This window comes from Virgibacillus kekensis, from assembly GCF_042654125.1.
GTDB classification, from domain to species: Bacteria; Bacillota; Bacilli; order Bacillales; family Amphibacillaceae; genus Lentibacillus; species Lentibacillus kekensis.
Genome location: NZ_JBHSFU010000015.1, coordinates 23176 through 43271, shown reverse-complemented (window position 1 = coordinate 43271; position 20096 = coordinate 23176). Strand labels below are relative to the sequence as shown.

The window sequence follows — 20096 nt, the reverse complement described above, 5'->3', positions numbered from 1 at the left end:
GATGAGCGAATTATTTCCAAGAAAACAAATTATAGGCTTTGTCTTTTCCTTAGTTCTCACCGCAGCTGCTCTTACTGTTTATTTCTTTGACATGACTTTTGCGCAAGGGATGACGATCCTTGTTGTAACAGCATTTGTTCAGGCACTGCTCCAGCTGGTTGTCTTCATGCACGCCGGTGAAACGGATGATAAATGGCTTATTTATGGTAAAGTGTTTTTCATGATTGCGATAGCCTTAATAACCATCTTTGGAACTTTACTCATTTTTCTTTGGGATATGTAAAAAAAGGAAAGGGAGCGTCTTTTTAGATGCTCCCTTTCTTATATCCTTTTACTACATAGAACTTGCTTCTTGCTTTAGCCGAACTTACTTCAGTCCCCTTTTCCATACCTTCTACCATTTCTTCGGTAGCGATAAAAAACATACCTATTAGAAAAACCATTACCGCTCCTGTAACCGTGCCTATTCCTATGCCGACTACAGGCATCAGCCCGCTCGTTAAACCGTAAAATAAAATAATCATTCCCGTTATAAATGTGACACTGCCAGCCCATTTGGTTGCGTGTAATATTTTCAAACGTGTATTCAATACAGCCCCCCCTTATCCCCCAAGATTAATAGCGCTTTCATTTTAGTGTTACCACCATTATTCATCTTGTTCACAAATTTGTCAAAAGTTTATGAACAAATTTTTTATGGAATTTGGAAGCTTTGTGTCAGGCAAGTGTTTATAAAATACTTACTCCTCAATTACCATTCTTTATTAAACTCCTATTATTGCCACTTCATAAGTTGCAATCCCTTCAAGCCATGAAGCGTGTATTAAATAAATAAAATCTCCCTTATTGGAGGGGCGTTCAATTTTATTTTTATTAAGTTAATATAGTTATGTTTCCCTCTAATTAATTGAAATAATTTTTTCAAATTAACCGCCTTATATTATTTACTTCAAGGTTTCTTGGGTTTTCTATATTTTGAGTTGCACCAATAAAGGTCTTAGCAGAATTTAAAAACAGACGAAACATTTCTCCAAGTATTCTTCATTTTTTCATAGGCGAGTAAGGATGATGAACGAATTTATCATGTAAAAGAACCCAAGTTTTTTTAGAACTAACCTTGGGTTCCTTTACATGTTTATATCTCTTCCATATACTACTATTGTTGAGGATCAGATGGTGTGGAGATGCTTGAAAGTGCTTGCCCTGCCTCGTTTCCTAATTGACTATTTACAGCTAAATCGCCCAAAGCAACCATTCCAACAATTTGTCCATTTTCCACTACCGGTAAACGGCGAATTTGCTGCTCCGCCATTAGTTGTGCTGCTTGATGAACATCCATATCCGGGGTTCCTTGGACGATTTTTTGGGCAGTCATCACTTGAGAAACAGGTGTTTCTGAAGCTTCGCCTTGGGCAGTAGAACGTAGAGTTATGTCACGGTCCGTCACCATCCCAACAATTTGTCCATTGTTATTAGTGACCGGAATAGCACCGATACTATGCTCACTCATGAGAGCTGCAGCTTCTTGTACAGACTGTGTCTCGTTAACAGTATAAACGTTTGGTGTCATAAAGCTTCGTAATTGTTGTTGCATTTAACAACCTCCCTTTTTGTAGTAGTATTTGTCATCGTTAACTAATTTATTATAAAAATATTTTCAAATTCCTTTATTCAATTATAAATAAATATACCCCATTTCATTGTGTTATATTGTTCCTATTATTACTCAAGTTTAATAAAAAACACAGTTAATTAATTCACCCCGGCGTAATAAAAGTCTTGACTATATTTTTTACTCAAAAAAGGCCAGATCACTTTAATAGCAAGTAAATCTTACCCTGACACAGTACTATTCTTTTGGTGATATATCTTCAATTGAATCAATTTCCATATATTTAGGAACAACCATGCCAATTTTTGCACCTGTTAAGTTCTTACCTAAATAATCAATGTTTTCCTTATGTTTCTCATAGAAAGCATCGTGTGTTACTGCCAACCATGGCGCAAGTGATGCATCTCCCTCACCATTGGCAAACGCCTGAAACATTATAGCTGGGTCAACAATGTTACGTTATAACCTTGTTGTTCTTACTCCAATTTCTTTACATTTCCAGACGCACGTTCTGTATCTCACGGGGTTGATGCCAATTCGATTGCTTTCCCCTCTACCTTGTCTACGCCTTTTGTCCATTTATCTACTTTTTTCTGATTTTCATCAATCCAATTATGTGCCGCTTTCTTAAATGAAACATCCTGTGCTTCAAGCATTACCGCTTCAATATCTTCCGGTTCCCACTGAAAACGGGTTTATTTATCCTTGAATAGTTAACTCTATGCTTTTCTAATCCGAGGTCCCCCTATACGATGGTTAATTCATCCTCTGATAAAAAACAACAAAGTCTCAAATGCCTACAATGAAGAATAATATAGCGGTAACAAGTAAGAAGTGTCGATACATCCCTAAAGGAATATAGAGGTTTTCTTTAAAACTAATACAGATATTCAAGGAATTAATGCAGGGATACGGAGAGAGCGGAAACTAGAACAAACATCTTCTTTCTAAGATTTAATTAAAACCCATAAACTACGACCCATACCAGACCCACTCCTGTTACAATTGCTACTTTACCATCTAATTTACCCATATGTGAGTTCCTCCTTAGAGTTTAATATAAATATATTATTAACTTACTAATTGTAAGTTAATTTCATTACATACCTTTAGTTTGGAATTTACTAATTTAAAGTATTGGCAGTTATCTCTATAACGGAGACAGAACTCGTTGTTGATACTGCTATTACAGCGGGGATAATATATTAAAAAGAGGCAGTCACCAAAACTACTACTTTTGGGACAGCCTCTCGCGTGCTATTTGAACTGTATTTGCTATACTAATCCTATGATGTTTTGGTCTCATTAGCTTGTTATTTCGGGTGTTCTCCAAAGTCTTACGACTACTTAGGAAGTTATACAGCCTTTTTACGTGGCAATACACATGGAGCCTCATTTGCAGCCCTTTACTCTGTCAAATCACTCTTCATCATCAGGCGCTTTTTGGAATAAAGCCTCCGGGATCATTTCAAATCCTTCAATCACTGTATTCTCCTCCACTTCCATCATTAAGTAACGTTTTCCGTGAAAATGAACTTGACGTACGTGTCTTAAGTCCTGTGGGCTAATTGATATATTCGCTATTTTTGTCTCTATTTTAATAGATTTTGAGTTATACTTCGGTACAATACTCGTTGCTTTGAACGCATATTTTTCATCATCAATCACCGTTTTAAAGGCGGACTCCACCTTTTCAGTACTAACATCTTCTATCCCGCTGCTTGTTAAAACTTTTTCTACATCTTTGTAATCAAGCCTCGGTATGTCGTCCTCTTCATTCTCTTCCACGACACGATGAATCTCTTCATATACATTGGAAAGCGTGGATGTATTGATTTTCTGATCACCTGCCACGTTCTTTACAATTTCCTCAAATACAATTTTATCCTCGGCAGCAGTCATCGTTTCTTCCGCGTTCAATACTTCTTCGACAAAGTGATAACTCATTTCATTCTTCTTCCCTGCTGAATAAAGGACATGGTTAACATCCGCTGCATTATCTGTGATGGATGGGAAAAGAAATCCTGAAATCGGTGCTTTTAAATTGATAATCGGGTCTACGACAATATTATATTTGAATTCTTTTTCAACATAATCAAAAAGTAATTCCTTCTTCGGATCCTGCGTTTTATTCATACTGCACAATATAAATGGATTCGAATAAACCGTATCCCGAACACTTCCTTCCGACTCATCACTCTGCCGCTTCATCGGTTTCATGTATTCTCCGCGAATAAAAGTCACGACAATGTCCATCTCATACTGTTTATCCTTCAGCATTTTCTCCACGAGCTGAAGCATGTGCCCTTTCCAATCTTCCGTCTCATTACTTAACAAGCCCTGATGAAGAATGAGCTGACTGCTGTTTTCCACATCCCGCTGGAACTTTAATTCAAATAACTTTTCGTCCAACTGGCCTGATAATACTTTTTTAAAGTTTTCTATAAATAACTCTTTCTGTTCCTGTTCCAGCATTTCAAAGGGCATACTCTGATGATGGTAAATATCACTTGACTCCTTCATGATATACACATTAAAAATTTCATTTATTTTTAATAAGTCATTATCCACTTTAAACTGTTTACGAATATCGGCTATGTCTTTTTTGTCCAATCCTGTTCCACTCCTATGTTGGTAGTCAACGTGTGTTTATGAAACACGCATTCTACTATTTTATCATAGGTAGCATCTGTTTTTCCTGCAGTTAAAGTAATTAACCGTTTTTTCAGGAAAAGGAGCCAATACTTCTAAAGACTTTCCGACCTCATGAATTCCTCATGCTGTTTTAATTTTTTCCCTTCAACAAGTTTGGACAAATGGATACTGATTTCATAAAGCAAAATAAGTGGCAGGGCCAAAATAATCGGCATAATAAAATCTGGCGGAGTGAGCATCGTACAAATCACAATTAAGACAAAATAGGCATACTTCCTTATTTTTTTCATGTAATCCGGTGTCAGTATTCCAATCGTCGTTAAAAACATGGCGACGATTGGCAGTTCAAACAGAAAAGCAAACGGGACTGTTATACGGAATAAAAATTTGAAATACTGATCCACTGTAAGCATGACGTCAAACATACCTTCTGATAATGACAGAATAAAGGGGAATATTTGCTTTACAAATACTACATAACCGAAGATAAGTCCTCCAATAAAAAGTAAAAACAGAAAAGGTATATACGACAGCGATAGCTTTTGCTCATGTGGAGTTAACGCCGGTTTCACAAATGCCCACACTTCATATGCGAGAACTGGAATAATCCCAGCAAACGCAACAAGCCCCGCCATCCTGAAATAGATCCATACAATTTCTGTAGGGCTGATTACTGTTAAGTCTGTCTCGATATCATTGATGAAAAAAGAATAAATATCCTGGACAAAAATAAACCCTATAGCAAAAAACAAAATGAACAGGACGAATGTTACAATTAACCGATTTCTTAATTCCGTTAAATGTCCGACAAGATTCATTTCGTTATCATGTTTAGACTTCCATGCCAGCCTCATCGCCAATTTAAACATCCTTCCCTTTTAGCAATGTAAGGTTCTACCTGAGATTTATCATCGAATTTCGTGATATATCATCGGATTTTTTGCTAGTTAGCGATTTATCATCGAATCCTAAGCCGATATCAGCGGATCAGAAAGAATTATCATCGAATTGTCCAATCCAACCGCCGCAGAACATCCACACACCATACCTCCGTGCATCTCCTTTTGAGTCGTGCGTGCAAACAATCAACTAAGCATTCTTTTCCTCTTTCTTAGACTCGCGTTTCGTATCATCTTCGCCTTCTTCCTTCGTTAAATCCTGTGCAGCGCTTTTAAACTCTTTAAGTGTTTGGCCAGTGGCCTTTCCGATTTCGGGTAGTTTTTTTGGTCCAAAAATAACTAAAGCGATCACCAAAATTAGAATTAATCCTGGAATACCTATCGTTGATAACATCGGTGCACCATCCTTTATTTTGTAGAATGAAAAAATTTTCTAATCGTAGTCTAACATGATTATCTGGAAAAAATAGCACCCCTTGCTAGAATTTACTAAACATTTACAATATATTATCATTCGCTTAATTTTCCGCTGTTACGCTGTACATGAAGACTACAAGAGGAAAACCACTCAATTTTTTTCAAGGAGGAGTCTTGTTTGGAAAACAAATCTAGCATGGACAGACGTAATTTTTTAAAGGTTAGCGGGATTACTACGGCGACATTAGCTTTAGGAACAACAGGCATTCTTTCCTTAAACGGAAACAGTAATAAAGCACTTGCTGCATCTGCTCCCTCAAAAGGTTCCTTTGGTGGATATGGTCCTCTGGTTAAAGATCCAGGTGGTGTAATGAATCTTCCGCAAGGATTTCAGTATCGTATTATCTCGGAAGAAGGCAAAAATCTATCAGACGGACGACCTATTCCAGGAATGTTTGATGGGATGGCAGCTTTTCCAGGCAAAAATAATACCACTGTGCTTGTACGCAACCATGAATTGACCGGCAGTACAGATAATCCGGTAATTGGGAAAAATCCTTACGATAAAGAGAACACGGGTGGAACAACAGCGCTTATCGTGGGCTCTGATCGAAAAGTGCACAAGGAGTATGTAACATCCTCGGGCACCATCCGGAACTGTGCCGGTGGTGGTACACCTTGGGGAACGTGGATTACTTGTGAAGAAACCCTTGAAACAGGACATGGCTATGTATTTGAAGTAGATCCACATGATCCGGAAAATAATCTGTCCAGAACTCCTATTAGGGAAATGGGCTCCTTCTCCCACGAAGCAGTAGACGTGGACCCTGCAACAGGAATTGTTTATTTAACGGAAGACGATGGTCCAGAAAGTTATTTTTACCGGTTTGTCCCAAATGACCGAAGCCAGAAAATCGGTTCCCTGCATAAAGGAGGAACCTTACAGGCAGCGGCTTTTGAAGAAATGAGTTCCAACCAGATGAGTGATTATTATTCTGGGACAAAGTATGGTGTAGTCTGGAAGGATGTTAACCCTGAAAAACCTACGTTAGATGCACGCAACAAAGGATGCATCAGGTTTTCACGCCTAGAAGGCTGCCATTTTGTTGCCGGGGTATTCTGGTTTTCGGATACCGATGCAGGCGAAAAAGAACTAGGAAGGGTTTATCGTTATTTTCCAGCAACGAATACATTGGAAATCTTTTATGAATCAACGACATCAAACGATTTGGAAGCACCGGACAATGTTACTATCACGCCATGGGGTGACTTATGGATTGTGGAAGATGGGGACGCATCAGACCGGATTGTCGGATTAACACCGGAAGGAGAAACATACATCTTCGCTGAAAATGTACTTAATAATTCAGAGATGGCCGGTCCAACCTTTTCACCGGACGGAAAGACCTTGTTCGTCAATATCCAGTCTCCTGGACTGACACTGGCAATCTGGGGACCATTTGCTCGTAGAAATGCAGGGCGTGGCAGAATGATGGGTCATGCCGCACCTCCAGAAAATTATGGACCGAAGATTTCTGACACTCTTACTTCTTTTGCAGAGGTACAGGGAATCTCTACTTTAGAAGCTGCTGCATTACAACGTCACGGTATGCCAATTGTATAGCTAGCAATCTATCATAAATAATGGGGACGCAGAGGTCCCCATTATTTATGTGACTTTTTTTAGAATATTTGAAGGAGGCTAGATTTTATGGAGATAGGACACAAAACGGTTTTGGCAGGAATTACTGCTGTTTGCATTGCCGCATTTACGGTGAACGGTGATTCAAGCGTGGCGCATGCAAATGTCCCCCAATCCAGTCAAACCGCGCCAATTGCGAAAATTAGTCAACTTGAGGAAGATACACGTACTGTCGATCAGGTTAAAATGATTGGGTCCTTTACCCTTCCTTACAACTTAACCTATAAAGGAACGACGGTTGGAGGGCTTTCCGGCATTACGTATAACCCACACAACCATAAATGGCTGCTTATCAGTGATGACCGTTCCAATATAAATCCGACACGCTTTTATTCAGCCAAAGTCAACTACAACTCCAAGGGCTTTCAGACTGTTAATCTAACAGATGTGACCTATTTAAAACAGCCAGATGGAACCGTTTATCCAAACAGGGGTGAGTACCAATCACAACTGCAGGGGGTCGTTGCGGATACGGAATCAATCCGATTTGATCCACTGACCAATAACATCTGGTATACAAGTGAAGGCGATCGTTCCCTTGGCCTAAATCCTTTTATTCGCCAGGCATCATTAGACGGAAGCTACGTATCACATATTTCTGTTACAGATACAGCTAAAATCAATCCCTTAGCTGAAAAAGGATTCCGAAACAATCTAGCATTAGAAGGAAGTACGTTTTCCGCTGACGGACAAACATTCTGGACAGCAATGGAAGGTCCATTGATTCAAGATGATACATTACCAAATCCAGAGTCCGGATCATTAACACGGATTACCCAATATGACAGAGACGGAAATGTACTGGCCGAATATGCTTATCCATTGGATGCTATTCCTGAAGAGCCTGGCAAAGGAATGCATGCAGACAACGCGGTAACTGAAATACTGTCCATTAATGACCAGGAGCTTTTAGTACTTGAGCGTGCCAGTGTACAGGCGGATGACGGCAGCTACAGTAATTACGTTCGTATCTACAAAATAAGCACTATGGGAGCAACCGACATTAGCGACATGGAGTCCATTAATCAAGAAGATGTAACCCCATTAAACAAAGAACTAATTGTTAATCTAAATTCTCTAGGATTAGATAAAGTGGATAACGTAGAAGGAATGACCTGGGGCAAAAAGCTTCCCAACGGAAACGATAGCTTGGTGCTCGTTTCTGATAATAACTTCAATGATAGTCAAATCACACAGTTTATCGCTTTCGAAGTATTTCAAGAAGACAAATGAATAGTAGAGTTGAAATAAAGATTAAGAGAGAGTTCATCAAATGACTCTCTCTTTTGTGTATCTTAAGAAAATAAGAAACTTAACTTCCTCTTCTTTAACTTTAAAAAAATAGATACCGCAGAGTAAACAAGTAACAAAGACATAATAAGTCGAAAAGACTTGTCATGCTTAACGAAAAATTTATTGAAAAACGAGCCAAACCCTGACCACAACAGTAATGCCAACCACCCGAGAAAAATGGTTATGGCCAAATAAGGGATGATTGATTTAGTTGACGAATTAAACGGTAATATAAAAGCACTCATTACGGTTAAAAAGAACAAAGTGCTTTTTACATTTATCATCTGAAAGAAAAAACCTGCTAAGAAAGAGGATTGCACTTTTTCAGAATTTTTCTTTGTACTTTTATGCAAACCAACCTGCCAGGCCAAGTAAAGTAAATACGCTGCACCGGCAACTTTGAAATACGGCTCAAACAATGGAATTATGGAGTATCGAAGCAATTAAAAAAATGGTTGCGAGTGGACTAGGATTTTCTGTTTTACCTTACGTTACAGTCAAAGATGAAATATATAGCGGCAAGCTTAAACTATTAATTCATAATGAAGTGTTCGAGCCAATTTATTCTCATATGCTGATCAAAAAGAAAAAGTGGTTGTCTCCAGCAGTAAGGGCTTTTACTGAACTCGTCTTGAATTCGGCTAGTGAAAGAGCTTTACAAATGAAAAAGGAATCTCCCCTAACGTCTTAGTGCCAGAAGATGGGGAATCCTACTCCTTTTAAGGAGAAGAACAAACAGATAATATTTTAAGTAGTTCGGTTTTGAAGTACAAAATTACAAATAGAGGGTTAAAACGCAATAGATTTAGCAACCAAAATAACAAGTAAAATCACAATATAATTACACTGGTAAACGCTCAGAAATTTTTTAATCTCTGAAGGTTTCTTTTTATAGTCTTATGCTACTAAAGCACCCGTTACTTTAAGTACAATTGTTCACAAGTCGACAGAAACGGGGGGACAGGCACCCTATATACAAGAACCTCCCCTTGCTTCCTTACCACGCATCCTGATTATGCTCTTCTATATTTCCCATATCAACAGTTTCATCTTTTTCTACCTTTAATGAAAATTTTAAATAGCCATGTGTTTGCGCTTTAACTCCTTCCATATCAAATCCACTTGCATTAAATAAAATAGATTCATAATCATAATCATGTTGATCCAATAGTTGTTTCACATTTTTAGCTGTCGAATAAAAATCTTCTTTTGTTTGATCGGTTGAATCCAGTTGAACAAACAGCTCCATCGGTTTTTCCAATGCTATGTGCTTACTCCATTTTACATCTTCTTCAAAAGTCCCCTTTAATACTTCCATTCGTATTTCAAAATGATGAATATTTTCAATCTGTTCTTCTAGCAATGGTAAGATTTCATTCTCTGCTTGTTGACTTAATTGATTAGCTAATTGTTCATCTAAATTCGCATAATAAAGGCCATCCCACCTAACTTCGGGAGTAAAAAAACCATTAATTCTAAATTGATATTCCTTTACATTGCCGTCTTTATTAGTGTTACCAATTTCAATGACAGTATAATTGTATTCGCTGAATTTAAAATTATAAAACCCTTCTTTAATGCGAAACTCTTGATCTGGATATGTTTCTTCCAAATAATCTTCTAACACCTGTTTAGAGATGAATTTACTAATTGGATTACCATTAAATGCGTTGTAAACAAACAGAACAAACCCGATTAACAATACCAGGAGCACACTGAAAAATATCTTCTTTTTATTCATGAGAGGCCCTCCTTATTTTTTAACTTCCGGATTAATAGTCCGATAATACTCCCAATTAGTGCGAAAACATAGTGAATAACGGATGTCATAACAGCCATTTGGCCTACTTGAACCGCATAGGCAATCAAAGATACATTTTCATCAATGTGACCGGCCATATAATCGGATATTCCATCCACACAAGACCAAATAAAAATTGGAATAAACGAAAAGTAAAAGATAATTTTCATATCGGAATAAAAGAGATAAACCAATATACCCAATACGGTATACCAAAGAATGAAACCAGAACTGTCATTTAATAGAGATGTTTGTATTGCTATTACAAAAGATAATGCGACAAAAATAATTTGGTACAGGGAAAGCTTACGATTGATTTTCTTAAACATTTTATCCCGATCAGTCTCGGTAGTCTCAGGAATTTCTTCTTTTTCCAACGGCATCTGAAGTGTTTGAGCTAGTTTTCCTAACTCATCATTTTCCTCTAGTTGCTCCTCTATCCATTTTGTAGTCTCCTCACTCAACAACCCTTCCTGATAAAGCGGAAGTAAATCTTCTACAACGTGTTTCCGAACCTGTTTATCCATTTTGATCATCCAATTCATTTTGAATTTTTAATTTCGCTCGATGAAAAATAATCCGCATGTAGTTTTCACTTTTTTTCACTAGCGCTGCAATTTCCTTAAACGATAATTCACCATAGATTCTTAGTGTGACAATCTCTTTTGGTAGCTCCTCCAATTGATGAATAGCCTCTATTAGCGTTTTCTGTTGTTCTTTTTCCAATAGTTGTTCCTCAGGAGAAGTAAACGCCACTTCCTCTTTAGGGAGCTTTTGTAAAAGATGATCCTGATATTTTTTGCTTCGATAGAAATTCCTCAACCGATTTTTAGCAATCGCAAACAGCCAGGTCTCTACCGAAGACTCAAAAGAAAACGTACTAATTTTTTTAATAGCTTGATAGAAAACCTCTTGAGTCAGGTCTTCTGCTATTTGTTTATTACTCGTTTTCACGTAAAAGAAGGCATAAATTCGTGGATGCACCTCTTTATATAGCTCCTCCAGTTCCATAACGCTTCTCCTTATCTAAATCCTAACAGCAAAGCTCCCGGAATTTTTCCTGTCATATGATTAGTAACACGGAAATTACATTTGTTACAAATAAAAATAAATTTTTTTTCAAAAAGAACAAAAGGGCAAGTGCCTTGATAAAAGAGTACAGGCTTAGACCACTACTTTGTGTGGAACGCCTGCATGACCCGCATGGCGGGCCTCTGACAAACTTAAGACAAACCTCAGCATGGCGCTTTTTGCCACATAGTGGATTGACTTAAGACCTCAAGGGGGTAGGCACTGGAGCTGGACGTGGCTATTCCAAGCACATGAGTGGAAAAAATAAAGGGTGCCTGAATCACCCCGTTTTGTCGAATTTGACATATTTAAAAATGGTACCTGGTACTCTTCATGGACAGTTGTCATATGAAGTACCAGGTACCAAAGTAAGAAATATTATTTTCATATAATTGCCCCTTGAAAGTTAAATACGATACAAAATGTATATTGTTTCAAAGGACTGATCAAATACATATTTTTTCTTTAACTTTATGCCTTGTTAACACAAAAAGCGACTGTTCTAGTTGAATAATCGCACCCGATTACTTCATAAACCTTAAAAGTTTTTACCTTTACGACAACCCCTGCCTTTGGGCTATTTATAATCGGTTTTTATAGTTACTTGTCCATCTAATTTATATTCAGATTCCCCAATAAACATTGTTAAATAAACAAAAACAGCAGTCCAATTCATATGTTAATTGGACTGCTAAAAGGGTTACTTTTTTATATTTTGTATTCCAAAACCGAACCCGTTAATAATATTATTGTCTGTTTTTTGTCCTAACATGGGATAATTGCCACTGGATTTACCACTTATTTTCAAATTAACTTTATTCGATATATTAGCCCTTTTTGTCTAACGGCAGCGCTCTCTGAATCTATTAGCTGGACAGTTTATGTTTTTTGTATGCTAATGGTGTCATGTTCATCGACTTCCGAAATTTCTCAATAAAATAGCTTGTACTATTAAAACCTACTTGATAGGCAACTTCGGTGACATTAGACTCTTCTTGTTGCAATAGGACCAGGCTTTTTTGAATGCGATACTCCATAACATAATTTATAGGTGTAGTTTTTAAAATATGCTTGAAGTATCGACAGCATTCCGAACGGCTCAACCCACCAGCGCTTGCAATATTCTCCAGCCTGATTTTTTCACCATAATTCAGATGTATCCAATTAAGCATTTGCTTCATTCGCTGACTCTTTAACATTTCCGTCTGTATGTATTCAGGTTGAAAACCATTAAAGATTAAGTTTTTCCAAATTAGCGCTAGTTGCATGGTTATATCTATTTCAAAGTACTGGGGGCTTTGCTCAATCAATTGTTTAACTTTTAAAATGGCATCTATTATATTCTTTCCCCAAAGCTCATTTGAATCTATGAAAACGTAAGGTAAGTTTGTCGCTTGAATATAAGGAGCCACATAGGTTGTGAAGAGTTCCTGTGATAGGAGGATATGCGGGGAAGCATTCAAGCAAATATAGGTACAGCCTGAATTGTCGTTATCTTCAACCATGTGCAAACAGCCACTATTGATAAATAACCCGTTACCTTCCTTTAACACCAGTCTTTCTTCATTAACTTGAAAGATGGCCTCTCCTTCTATAATTAGAACAAATTGAATTTCATCGTGCCAGTGTAATGGGATGTATCCATGTAGATGCTGGTTAATTGTTGTATTGTAACACGCGACAGGTAATGCCACTGTCCGGTGTTGGGTCAGTTCTTTTAAATTTTGATCGATTGCGATATTTTTGATTTGCAAAAACTCACCTCAATATACTTATATTTTTTCATTCAATTTAAGTATCATCGGAACAATTTTTCACTTATTATAACACTATTGTTGTATTTAAGGTGGAGAATTGTTCATGAATAAACCTAGCAGAAAAACTGGATTATTTCTCGTTATAACAGGAGCGACACTATGGGGTGTTGGTGGTACGGTTGCTCAAAAGCTTTTTCAAGGTTATGCAATTAATGTTAATTGGCTTGTAACGACAAGACTGCTCATAGCCGGTATTTTACTCTTAACAGTTCAATTTATTGGAAAAGACCGCTCTCAGGTATTTGGTGTCTGGAAAAATAAAGGGATAGCAGTTCAACTGATCATCTTCGGGTTGCTCGGCATGCTTGGAGTTCAATACACCTATATGGCATCCATCAATTATGGTAATGCTGCTGTTGCTACACTATTACAATACTTGGCGCCTGTAATGATCATCATTTACTTGCTTTTACGCAGACAAACTGTATTGACACGACAGGATTTGATAACTGTTTTTCTTGCTTTAAGCGGGTGCTTTTTCCTGTTGACGAATGGCTCATTCTCTGAGCTGAATGTACCCACATCTTCTATCGTATGGGGAGTTCTTTCCGGCGTTGCATTAGCCTTTTATACTTTGTATGCAGTTCCTCTTACAAAGAAATACGACTCCATTGTCATTGTGGGCTGGGCTATGATTATCGGAGGTTTTACATTAAGTTTTATACACCCGCCTTGGCAACTGGACTTTGCAGGCTTAACTATCGAGGCCTATTTATACTTGGTATTTGTTATTATATTCGGTACCATGATTGCTTTCTGGTTTTATATTGAAAGTTTACAAAGTCTTTCGCCTAAAGAAACAAGTCTGTTGGGAAGTTTGGAGCCGATGTCAGCCGTTTTAACAACCGTATTTTGGTTAAAACAACCGTTCGGATTATTTCAATGGTTGGGGACAGCGTGTATCATCGGTATGATCTTTTTACTGTCGTTGCAAAAAAAATCTTAGTCAGATAGAAAGCTAGCCTATCAATATGATAGATTAGCTTTTTGCTGGATCATAAAATATGGTTCTCGCCACCCTCAGTAACCCTTTGGCCCCTCTGAATGCACAGTATGATTTTTACTCCATTGTCGCTGATGTATTCATTTTCTTTTTATGTTTTTGGGGCCTATAAGTATAGCCACCATATCAACTAGCCCATAAAGTATAAAAGCTTGACTATAGCCCCATGCTCCAATAACCCATCCAACAAGTACTGAACAGGTAACTACGTGTGTAATACGTTTGTGGTAGTGAAATCTAGATAGCTTACAATAAAGGTGCCTGGATTACTCTCCGTATATATCGAAAGAAAAAGAGCCTGATTTGTTATTTAAATCAGACTCTAAATTAGCATATAATTGTGTACGTTGAATGTTTGTTTTAATAGTCTGGGGATTATTTTTTTAGTTCTTTATATTGACGAACTACTTCTTTTGTAATCTCACTTTCTTCATCCAGCTTACTTACTGTTTTCAGAACATATGCAGGACCGTGTTCTTTGATCATCTCTTGGATTTTCATTGCTTCTTCGTCCTCTGGATTATCGAACAATAAGGTTGCTGCAATCGCTTTTGCCAGGTTTGTGTAGGATAGTCCTGCTTTTTCCGCCTGGATTGCAGGACGAATCAATCTGTCTTCAGGACCCAGTTTTCTTATTGGCGCGCGCCCTACTCTTGTGACGCCATCATTCAAATATGGATTTTTGAATCGTTCAATATTCTTGTTGATGTAATTTAGATGTTCTTCTTCATCCAGGCCATATTCTTTAACTAAATAGGCGCCAGTCTCCTTAAGTGTCTCCCTGACCTGATTGGCAATTTCCTCATCAGTCAATGTCTGATCGATTGTTGATTTACCTTCAAGGTAGCCAAGATAAGCAATAACGGCGTGGCCGGTGTTGACCGTGAATAACTTTCGTTCAATAAACGGAGCAAGGTCCTCTACGATTTTCATTCCTTTTACCGGCGGAATATCTTCTATTGTTTCCACTACCCATTCATAGTAAGGTTCTACGAGTACATCCAGTGAATCCTGGTCCTGAATTGGCACAATGCGATCAACAGCTGAATTAAAGAAGTATACTCTTCCTTCGATTTTTTCCTTAGTTTCTTCGTCAAGATTATCGAATATATGTTTCTTTAAAATGTCTGTCGCTCCGATTTGGTTTTCACATGCAATCACATAGAGCTTTTCATCAGTAACAGTAACGCGCTCGGAGATTCCACGGGCAATTAACGGTGCAATCCTTGGTAAAATGTTAGGGCCGATTGCTGTAGTCAGGTAGGTTGCGTTTTTAATTGCTTCTTTCACTTCGCTTTCCTGATTAATGTTATTTAATCCAGAAACGTTTTTGATCGTCACTGTCTCTTTCTCTTTGGTAGCTAACTTAACTTGGTAGCTTTTTTCTTCATTTAATTTGTTTATGATCTGTTCGGCGATATCAATAAATGTTACATGATACCCTGACAGTGAAAACAGTGCTCCTATAAAACCCCTGCCAATGTTTCCTGCTCCAAAATGGACGGTTTGCTTCAACATCATCATTCCTTTATCAAATTATTTTGCAGATAATCTAAAAACATTTCTTCCAACTTTTTTCTGATCATTGCTTCGTTAGAAGATGAGAAAATCATCATTGCGACGTCACTTTCAATCAAGCTTGTACTAATTAGACTAAGAATTTCCTGCTCTCGGTTGCTCAAGTTTTCCGGCGCCAGCATCAAGAGCAGGTTTTTCACTACCATTTCTTGGCCGTGCATCCCTTTGATTTTCACGGGTCTGTCTAAATGGGATACCTGAAAGATTAGTTCCTGTACACTTTCATCTCTACAATGAAAAAGGCCCATGTTTGTATTCGGTATTCCCAGACCGCCCTTTTTCTCTCGCTCCATTAGTTGTTGCATAACAATAACCGAATTTGTGAGAAGGCCATCCTGTTCTGCCTGTTCCACCATTTCTTTTAAAACTTCCCAGCGATCCCCGTAATGTTGCTTTCGATATACTTGCAAGTTTTGAAGAATGAAATTAATACTTGAATGGACATCTTTTATTTCTTCTAAAAGGATCTTTATATCCTGCCCGGTGTTTTTAGGTGATACATCAGGTTGATGTTCAGGGTTAAAATACTGTTTTTCTTTGGTTGATTTCTCAAGGTTATTCTGTAAGTAATTTTGGATGAATCCGATATCTTTCTCACTCAACAGTGGACTTACGAGAATATAATCCACATCCGTAAAAGGAAGCCTTACAGTCGAAATAACGAGGTCATACTCATTAAGATTCGCTGTTTGAAAATCTTTAATCGATAAGATTTCTACGGAGCTTATCTCCGCCAATTCTTTCTGGATTCGGCTTGCAAGCATTTTAGAAGCTCCAATCCCTGTCGGACAAACAATAACCGCGTTGACCATCACTTTCTCTTCATTCATAAGCAAAGCTGAACCAAAATGAAGCACGATAAAAGCAATTTCATCATCCGGAAAGTCGATGTCCTTAAATCCGTTTTTAAGGCTTTTCTTTACTGCCATAAATAAAACCGGATACTTTCTTTCTATTTCTTCCGTTAATGGGTTAAACAGTTCCAACTGTTGTTTCAGGCGGAAAATCGACGGTTCCATATGGGCCAGCAATCCTTGAAACAGCGAAAAATCATCCGACAAATCGACATGCAGTTTGGATGAAACATCCTGAATAACGTTTTTAATCAACTTGCCCAGCAAAACACTATCATAATAGACCACATCAGCGGCCTGAACTTTAGAGCCTCTTAAAATCATCGTTAAAAAATGGATATCGCTATTAGTGATCGAAATTGCTAGCTTCTCATTCAGTTCTTCACATATAGTTGCCATCAACTGAAATTCACTCGTCGATTCACTTTCTGCTTTGTATTCTTTTTGCAGCAAAAAGTTATGTTCAGTTCGTTGAATCGTCAGACAAATGTGTACAATCAGACCGATATAATCACTGTCTGCTAACCTTGTTTGTCCCTTGTTGATTTTTTGATTCACCAGATGGTCTATTTCTAACAAATAGCGAGGTGAAAAATAACCGAGTATTTTTTCGGTTAACTCTTCCCCCTGTTGCAGTATGTATAAATTTTCGATTAACTCTTCGTAAAAATAAACCAGGAAGTAGCTGGCTAGTGCATGCCTTTTGTTAGCTTCCTCCGCTACAAGCTCTACTCCTACTCCCCTTTTTCTTGTAAGGGTAATTGAAAATTTGCTCATCCAATCAGCTAAATCATCCAGATAGGAGGATAACGTTACACCGCTGACTTTCAGCTCATTTGCTAGCACCTGTTTTTTAAAAGAAGGACCCTCATGAAGCAATGTAATAAGTAACCTAAGCTTTCTTTCTTCAGGTGTTTCATCGGTCGTATTAACATCTGTCAGGTTCTGTATGAGCTTGAAAATCTGTTCATTTTTACCATCAATAAATAGCCCATCGTTCGCCGTACGGTTCAATTCCAGATCAAATTGCTGAAGGATTTTTTCTACTGATTTCAGGTCTCTTTGTACCGTTCTCACGCTAACATCTAAGAACGAAGAAAGAGAGTGAACTGTATGCTTACCTGATGTTCGTACGATTAAATTAATAATGGATTTTTCTCTTGAGGTAATAAACATTCTTCTCACTCATTTCACTTATTGATGTGCCCCTCTTTCAAGAGAAAAAGCATGGAAAGCAGAACAGAAAGGCAGGAATACCCGCCTTTCTAGCCTGAGATGTTTATTTGCTGTTGATGATATCCATTAGTTCTTTTGCAGTTTTAGCCTGTACCATTTGGTCGACATTTTCCTGCTCGGAACAAATAACTGCAATACCTGAAAGGATTTCTAAGTGTGTACCATCTCTCCCAGCGATTCCGAAGATCAATTTCGCAAGCTCTCCATTAAAATTTACTCCATCTGGAACCTGGATAACCGTGAAGCCAGATTTGATAACAGATTTCTTCGCATCTTCCGTTCCATGAGGGATGGCCACGTTATTGCCCATATAAGTAGATGTAATTTCTTCACGTTCAACCATTGCATCTACATAGCTATCTTTTACGTAACCTGCTTTTACTAACGCTTCTCCTGTAAAACGAATTGCTTCTTCTTTTGTGGAAAATTCTTTGCCGATAAAGATATTTTCTTCTAGCAACAGATCATCATCTTTGTCCATGTTCGGCTCTACATCTACCGCATCTTTCTCAGATTCTTCCACAATCTCTGCCTGTTCTTCTGTTATTTTATTTTGCACGCTAGCGATTAGCTTATCGTATTCAGGACTTGATAAGAAGTTGTCCACTGAGATGTGATAAGCATTGGGCATCTTGTTTTTCGCACGAGGTGTCAATTCTTCCTGCGTGATAACAATATCTGTATCAGCCGGAATACTACTGATCGCTGTATTTGTAATTGCTACCTCAAGTCCCGCTTCTTTCACTTTCTTTTTTAGAAGTGAGGCACCCATCGCACTTGAACCCATTCCGGCATCACATGCAAAAATAATCTTGTTTACTTTTTCAGGGAAAGTTCCGTTATTTACTGCTGTTTCTTCAGTTACGTTTCCAGCAACAGAACTCTTTTTACCTTTCATTTGCTCCATCTTCTTCGTCGCTTCGTTAATGTCTTCATCAGTTTGCTTGCCTGATTTAAGCACGAGAGCCGAGACGATGAAGGAAACGACCGCCGCAACGATAACTGCAGCAAAGTTTGCTACATACACCATACCCTCTGGAGGGGTAACAGCTGTAATCGCGATAATACTACCAGGGGATGCAGGTGCAACCAAACCTCCACCTAATAGAACAAGTGTAAAGACGCCGCTTATCCCCCCAAGGATGACAGATAAAAGCAACATTGGCTTCATCAATACATATGGGAAGTATATCTCGTGGATACCACCAAAAAAATGAATGATGGCAGCTCCCGGAGCTGATTGTTTCGCAGTCCCTCTTCCAAACAGCATGAAAGCTAATAACACACCAAGGCCTGGCCCCGGGTTCGCTTCTAGAAGGAATAGAATCGAGCGTCCGCCTTGTTGAACCTGTTCGAGACCGATTGGTGAAAGAACACCATGGTTTATTGCATTATTTAAGAATAGGATTTTAGCAGGTTCGATTAGAATACTTGTTAACGGTAGTAAACCCGCAGCAATTAACCAGTCAACACCAGCTACAAGTACTTCGGTAAAAGCATCTACTGCCGGCCCTACCCCTAAAAATGCAAGAATCGCAAGAATTCCTCCAAGAATACCAGCTGAGAAGTTGTTAACGAGCATTTCAAATCCAGATCTGACTTTTCCGTCGATCGCCTGGTCAAATTTCTTAATAACGAAACCGCCCAGCGGCCCCATTACCATTGCTCCTAAGAACATCGGGGTATCAGGTGCTCCGACGATAACTCCCATCGTGGCGATCGCACCTACAACTCCACCACGCTGGTCATGAACCAATTTACCACCAGTGTAACCTATTAATAAAGGCAACAGGTAAGTAACCATTGGTCCAACCAATTTGGCAAGGCTTTCATTTGGGAAGAAACCAGTAGGAATAAATAAAGCCGTAATTAATCCCCAGGCTATGAAAGCTCCTATGTTCGGCAATACCATCGAACTCAGAAAGTTACCGAACTTCTGTACTGCAACTTTAATATTTGATTGACCCATTTTACTCTTCCTTTCATTGAAAGCATTCATCATAACTTTCTAGCTTAATCATAGGGGAGTTATGGAGGCGGATTCAATGACTATGAAAACTAACTTTGTCGCACTTGTCATGACAAACCTATTGTTTCTCATTTTTGAGGTGTTATTCTAGGTGGTGATTGAATAGGTACGAGCTCACTTCGTTATAAA

Annotated in this window: 19 protein-coding genes and 1 pseudogene; 5 read left to right on the top strand and 15 right to left on the bottom strand. The window is 38.2% G+C overall.

What is annotated here, in order from left to right; all coding sequences use genetic code 11:
• Nucleotide 1: 1 nt before the first annotated feature.
• Nucleotides 2–283 carry a cytochrome aa3 quinol oxidase subunit IV gene (qoxD, locus tag ACFO3D_RS17855; protein ID WP_390299379.1) on the top strand — a complete coding sequence of 94 codons (282 nt, stop codon included), beginning with the start codon at nt 2–4 and terminating at the stop codon, nt 281–283.
• Between the two features lie 22 nt (nt 284–305).
• On the opposite strand, the gene ACFO3D_RS17850 is transcribed toward qoxD, so the two are convergent.
• The 7 genes from ACFO3D_RS17850 to ACFO3D_RS17820 form a co-directional block, all read right to left on the bottom strand.
• Nucleotides 306–590: a hypothetical protein gene (locus tag ACFO3D_RS17850; protein ID WP_390299376.1), complete on the bottom strand. Its 285-nt coding sequence runs from the start codon at nt 588–590 to the stop codon at nt 306–308.
• Nucleotides 591–1156: 566 nt separating this feature from the next.
• Nucleotides 1157–1594 (bottom strand): CBS domain-containing protein, encoded by a 438-nt coding sequence (locus ACFO3D_RS17845; RefSeq protein ID WP_390299373.1) that lies wholly within the window; start codon nt 1592–1594, stop codon nt 1157–1159.
• A 255-nt stretch (nt 1595–1849) separates the two neighbouring features.
• Entirely contained in the window at nt 1850–2047 is a 198-nt protein-coding gene (locus tag ACFO3D_RS17840) for a glycine betaine ABC transporter substrate-binding protein (RefSeq protein ID WP_390299370.1), read from the bottom strand.
• Between the two features lie 83 nt (nt 2048–2130).
• The gene (locus tag ACFO3D_RS17835; protein WP_390299368.1) at nt 2131–2268 is read right to left on the bottom strand and encodes a hypothetical protein; all 138 of its coding nucleotides are present in this window, start codon (nt 2266–2268) and stop codon (nt 2131–2133) included.
• A gap of 763 nt (nt 2269–3031) precedes the next feature.
• The gene (locus tag ACFO3D_RS17830) at nt 3032–4225 is read right to left on the bottom strand and encodes a DUF4317 domain-containing protein (RefSeq protein WP_390299365.1); all 1194 of its coding nucleotides are present in this window, start codon (nt 4223–4225) and stop codon (nt 3032–3034) included.
• 134 nt (nt 4226–4359) lie between these two features.
• Nucleotides 4360–5121 (bottom strand): twin-arginine translocase subunit TatC, encoded by a 762-nt coding sequence (gene tatC / locus ACFO3D_RS17825; protein ID WP_390299947.1) that lies wholly within the window; start codon nt 5119–5121, stop codon nt 4360–4362.
• Between the two features lie 235 nt (nt 5122–5356).
• Nucleotides 5357–5560, bottom strand: coding sequence for a twin-arginine translocase TatA/TatE family subunit (locus tag ACFO3D_RS17820; RefSeq protein ID WP_390299362.1), 204 nt, complete (start codon nt 5558–5560; stop codon nt 5357–5359).
• A 201-nt stretch (nt 5561–5761) separates the two neighbouring features.
• Here ACFO3D_RS17820 and ACFO3D_RS17815 point away from each other — a divergent pair, with 201 nt between their 5' ends.
• Nucleotides 5762–7207, top strand: a complete 1446-nt coding sequence (locus ACFO3D_RS17815; RefSeq protein WP_390299359.1) for an alkaline phosphatase PhoX — start codon at nt 5762–5764, stop codon at nt 7205–7207.
• Nucleotides 7208–7294: 87 nt separating this feature from the next.
• Entirely contained in the window at nt 7295–8518 is a 1224-nt protein-coding gene (locus ACFO3D_RS17810) for an esterase-like activity of phytase family protein (protein ID WP_390299356.1), read from the top strand.
• A 62-nt stretch (nt 8519–8580) separates the two neighbouring features.
• Here ACFO3D_RS17810 and ACFO3D_RS17805 read toward each other — a convergent pair whose 3' ends face one another.
• Nucleotides 8581–8931, bottom strand: a complete 351-nt coding sequence (locus ACFO3D_RS17805) for a hypothetical protein (RefSeq protein ID WP_390299353.1) — start codon at nt 8929–8931, stop codon at nt 8581–8583.
• A 59-nt stretch (nt 8932–8990) separates the two neighbouring features.
• Between ACFO3D_RS17805 and ACFO3D_RS17800 the strand changes: the two are divergent.
• A pseudogene (locus ACFO3D_RS17800) lies at nt 8991–9269 on the top strand (LysR substrate-binding domain-containing protein); the annotation flags it as partial.
• A gap of 306 nt (nt 9270–9575) precedes the next feature.
• Here the strand turns inward: ACFO3D_RS17800 and ACFO3D_RS17795 are convergent.
• The 4 genes from ACFO3D_RS17795 to ACFO3D_RS17780 form a co-directional block, all read right to left on the bottom strand.
• Entirely contained in the window at nt 9576–10319 is a 744-nt protein-coding gene (locus ACFO3D_RS17795) for a YfjL-like protein (RefSeq protein ID WP_390299350.1), read from the bottom strand.
• Nucleotides 10316–10906, bottom strand: a complete 591-nt coding sequence (locus tag ACFO3D_RS17790; RefSeq protein WP_390299347.1) for a hypothetical protein — start codon at nt 10904–10906, stop codon at nt 10316–10318. The genes ACFO3D_RS17795 and ACFO3D_RS17790 overlap by 4 nt, the downstream gene beginning before the upstream one ends.
• Nucleotides 10899–11390 carry an RNA polymerase sigma factor gene (locus tag ACFO3D_RS17785; RefSeq protein WP_390299344.1) on the bottom strand — a complete coding sequence of 164 codons (492 nt, stop codon included), beginning with the start codon at nt 11388–11390 and terminating at the stop codon, nt 10899–10901. The genes ACFO3D_RS17790 and ACFO3D_RS17785 overlap by 8 nt, the downstream gene beginning before the upstream one ends.
• A gap of 926 nt (nt 11391–12316) precedes the next feature.
• A complete protein-coding gene (locus tag ACFO3D_RS17780; protein WP_390299341.1) occupies nt 12317–13204 on the bottom strand; it encodes an AraC family transcriptional regulator in 888 nt (295 codons plus the stop codon).
• 106 nt (nt 13205–13310) lie between these two features.
• On the opposite strand from ACFO3D_RS17780, the gene ACFO3D_RS17775 reads away from it, so the two are divergent.
• On the top strand, nt 13311–14213 hold the full coding sequence (locus ACFO3D_RS17775) for an EamA family transporter (RefSeq protein ID WP_390299337.1): 903 nt from the start codon (nt 13311–13313) through the stop codon (nt 14211–14213).
• A 432-nt stretch (nt 14214–14645) separates the two neighbouring features.
• Here ACFO3D_RS17775 and ACFO3D_RS17770 read toward each other — a convergent pair whose 3' ends face one another.
• The 3 genes from ACFO3D_RS17770 to ACFO3D_RS17760 form a co-directional block, all read right to left on the bottom strand.
• Entirely contained in the window at nt 14646–15785 is a 1140-nt protein-coding gene (locus ACFO3D_RS17770) for a mannitol-1-phosphate 5-dehydrogenase (RefSeq protein WP_390299334.1), read from the bottom strand.
• Between the two features lie 5 nt (nt 15786–15790).
• Nucleotides 15791–17878, bottom strand: a complete 2088-nt coding sequence (locus ACFO3D_RS17765; protein WP_390299331.1) for a BglG family transcription antiterminator — start codon at nt 17876–17878, stop codon at nt 15791–15793.
• A 103-nt stretch (nt 17879–17981) separates the two neighbouring features.
• Nucleotides 17982–19907 (bottom strand): PTS mannitol transporter subunit IICBA, encoded by a 1926-nt coding sequence (locus tag ACFO3D_RS17760; protein ID WP_390299328.1) that lies wholly within the window; start codon nt 19905–19907, stop codon nt 17982–17984.
• Nucleotides 19908–20096: the final 189 nt, after the last annotated feature.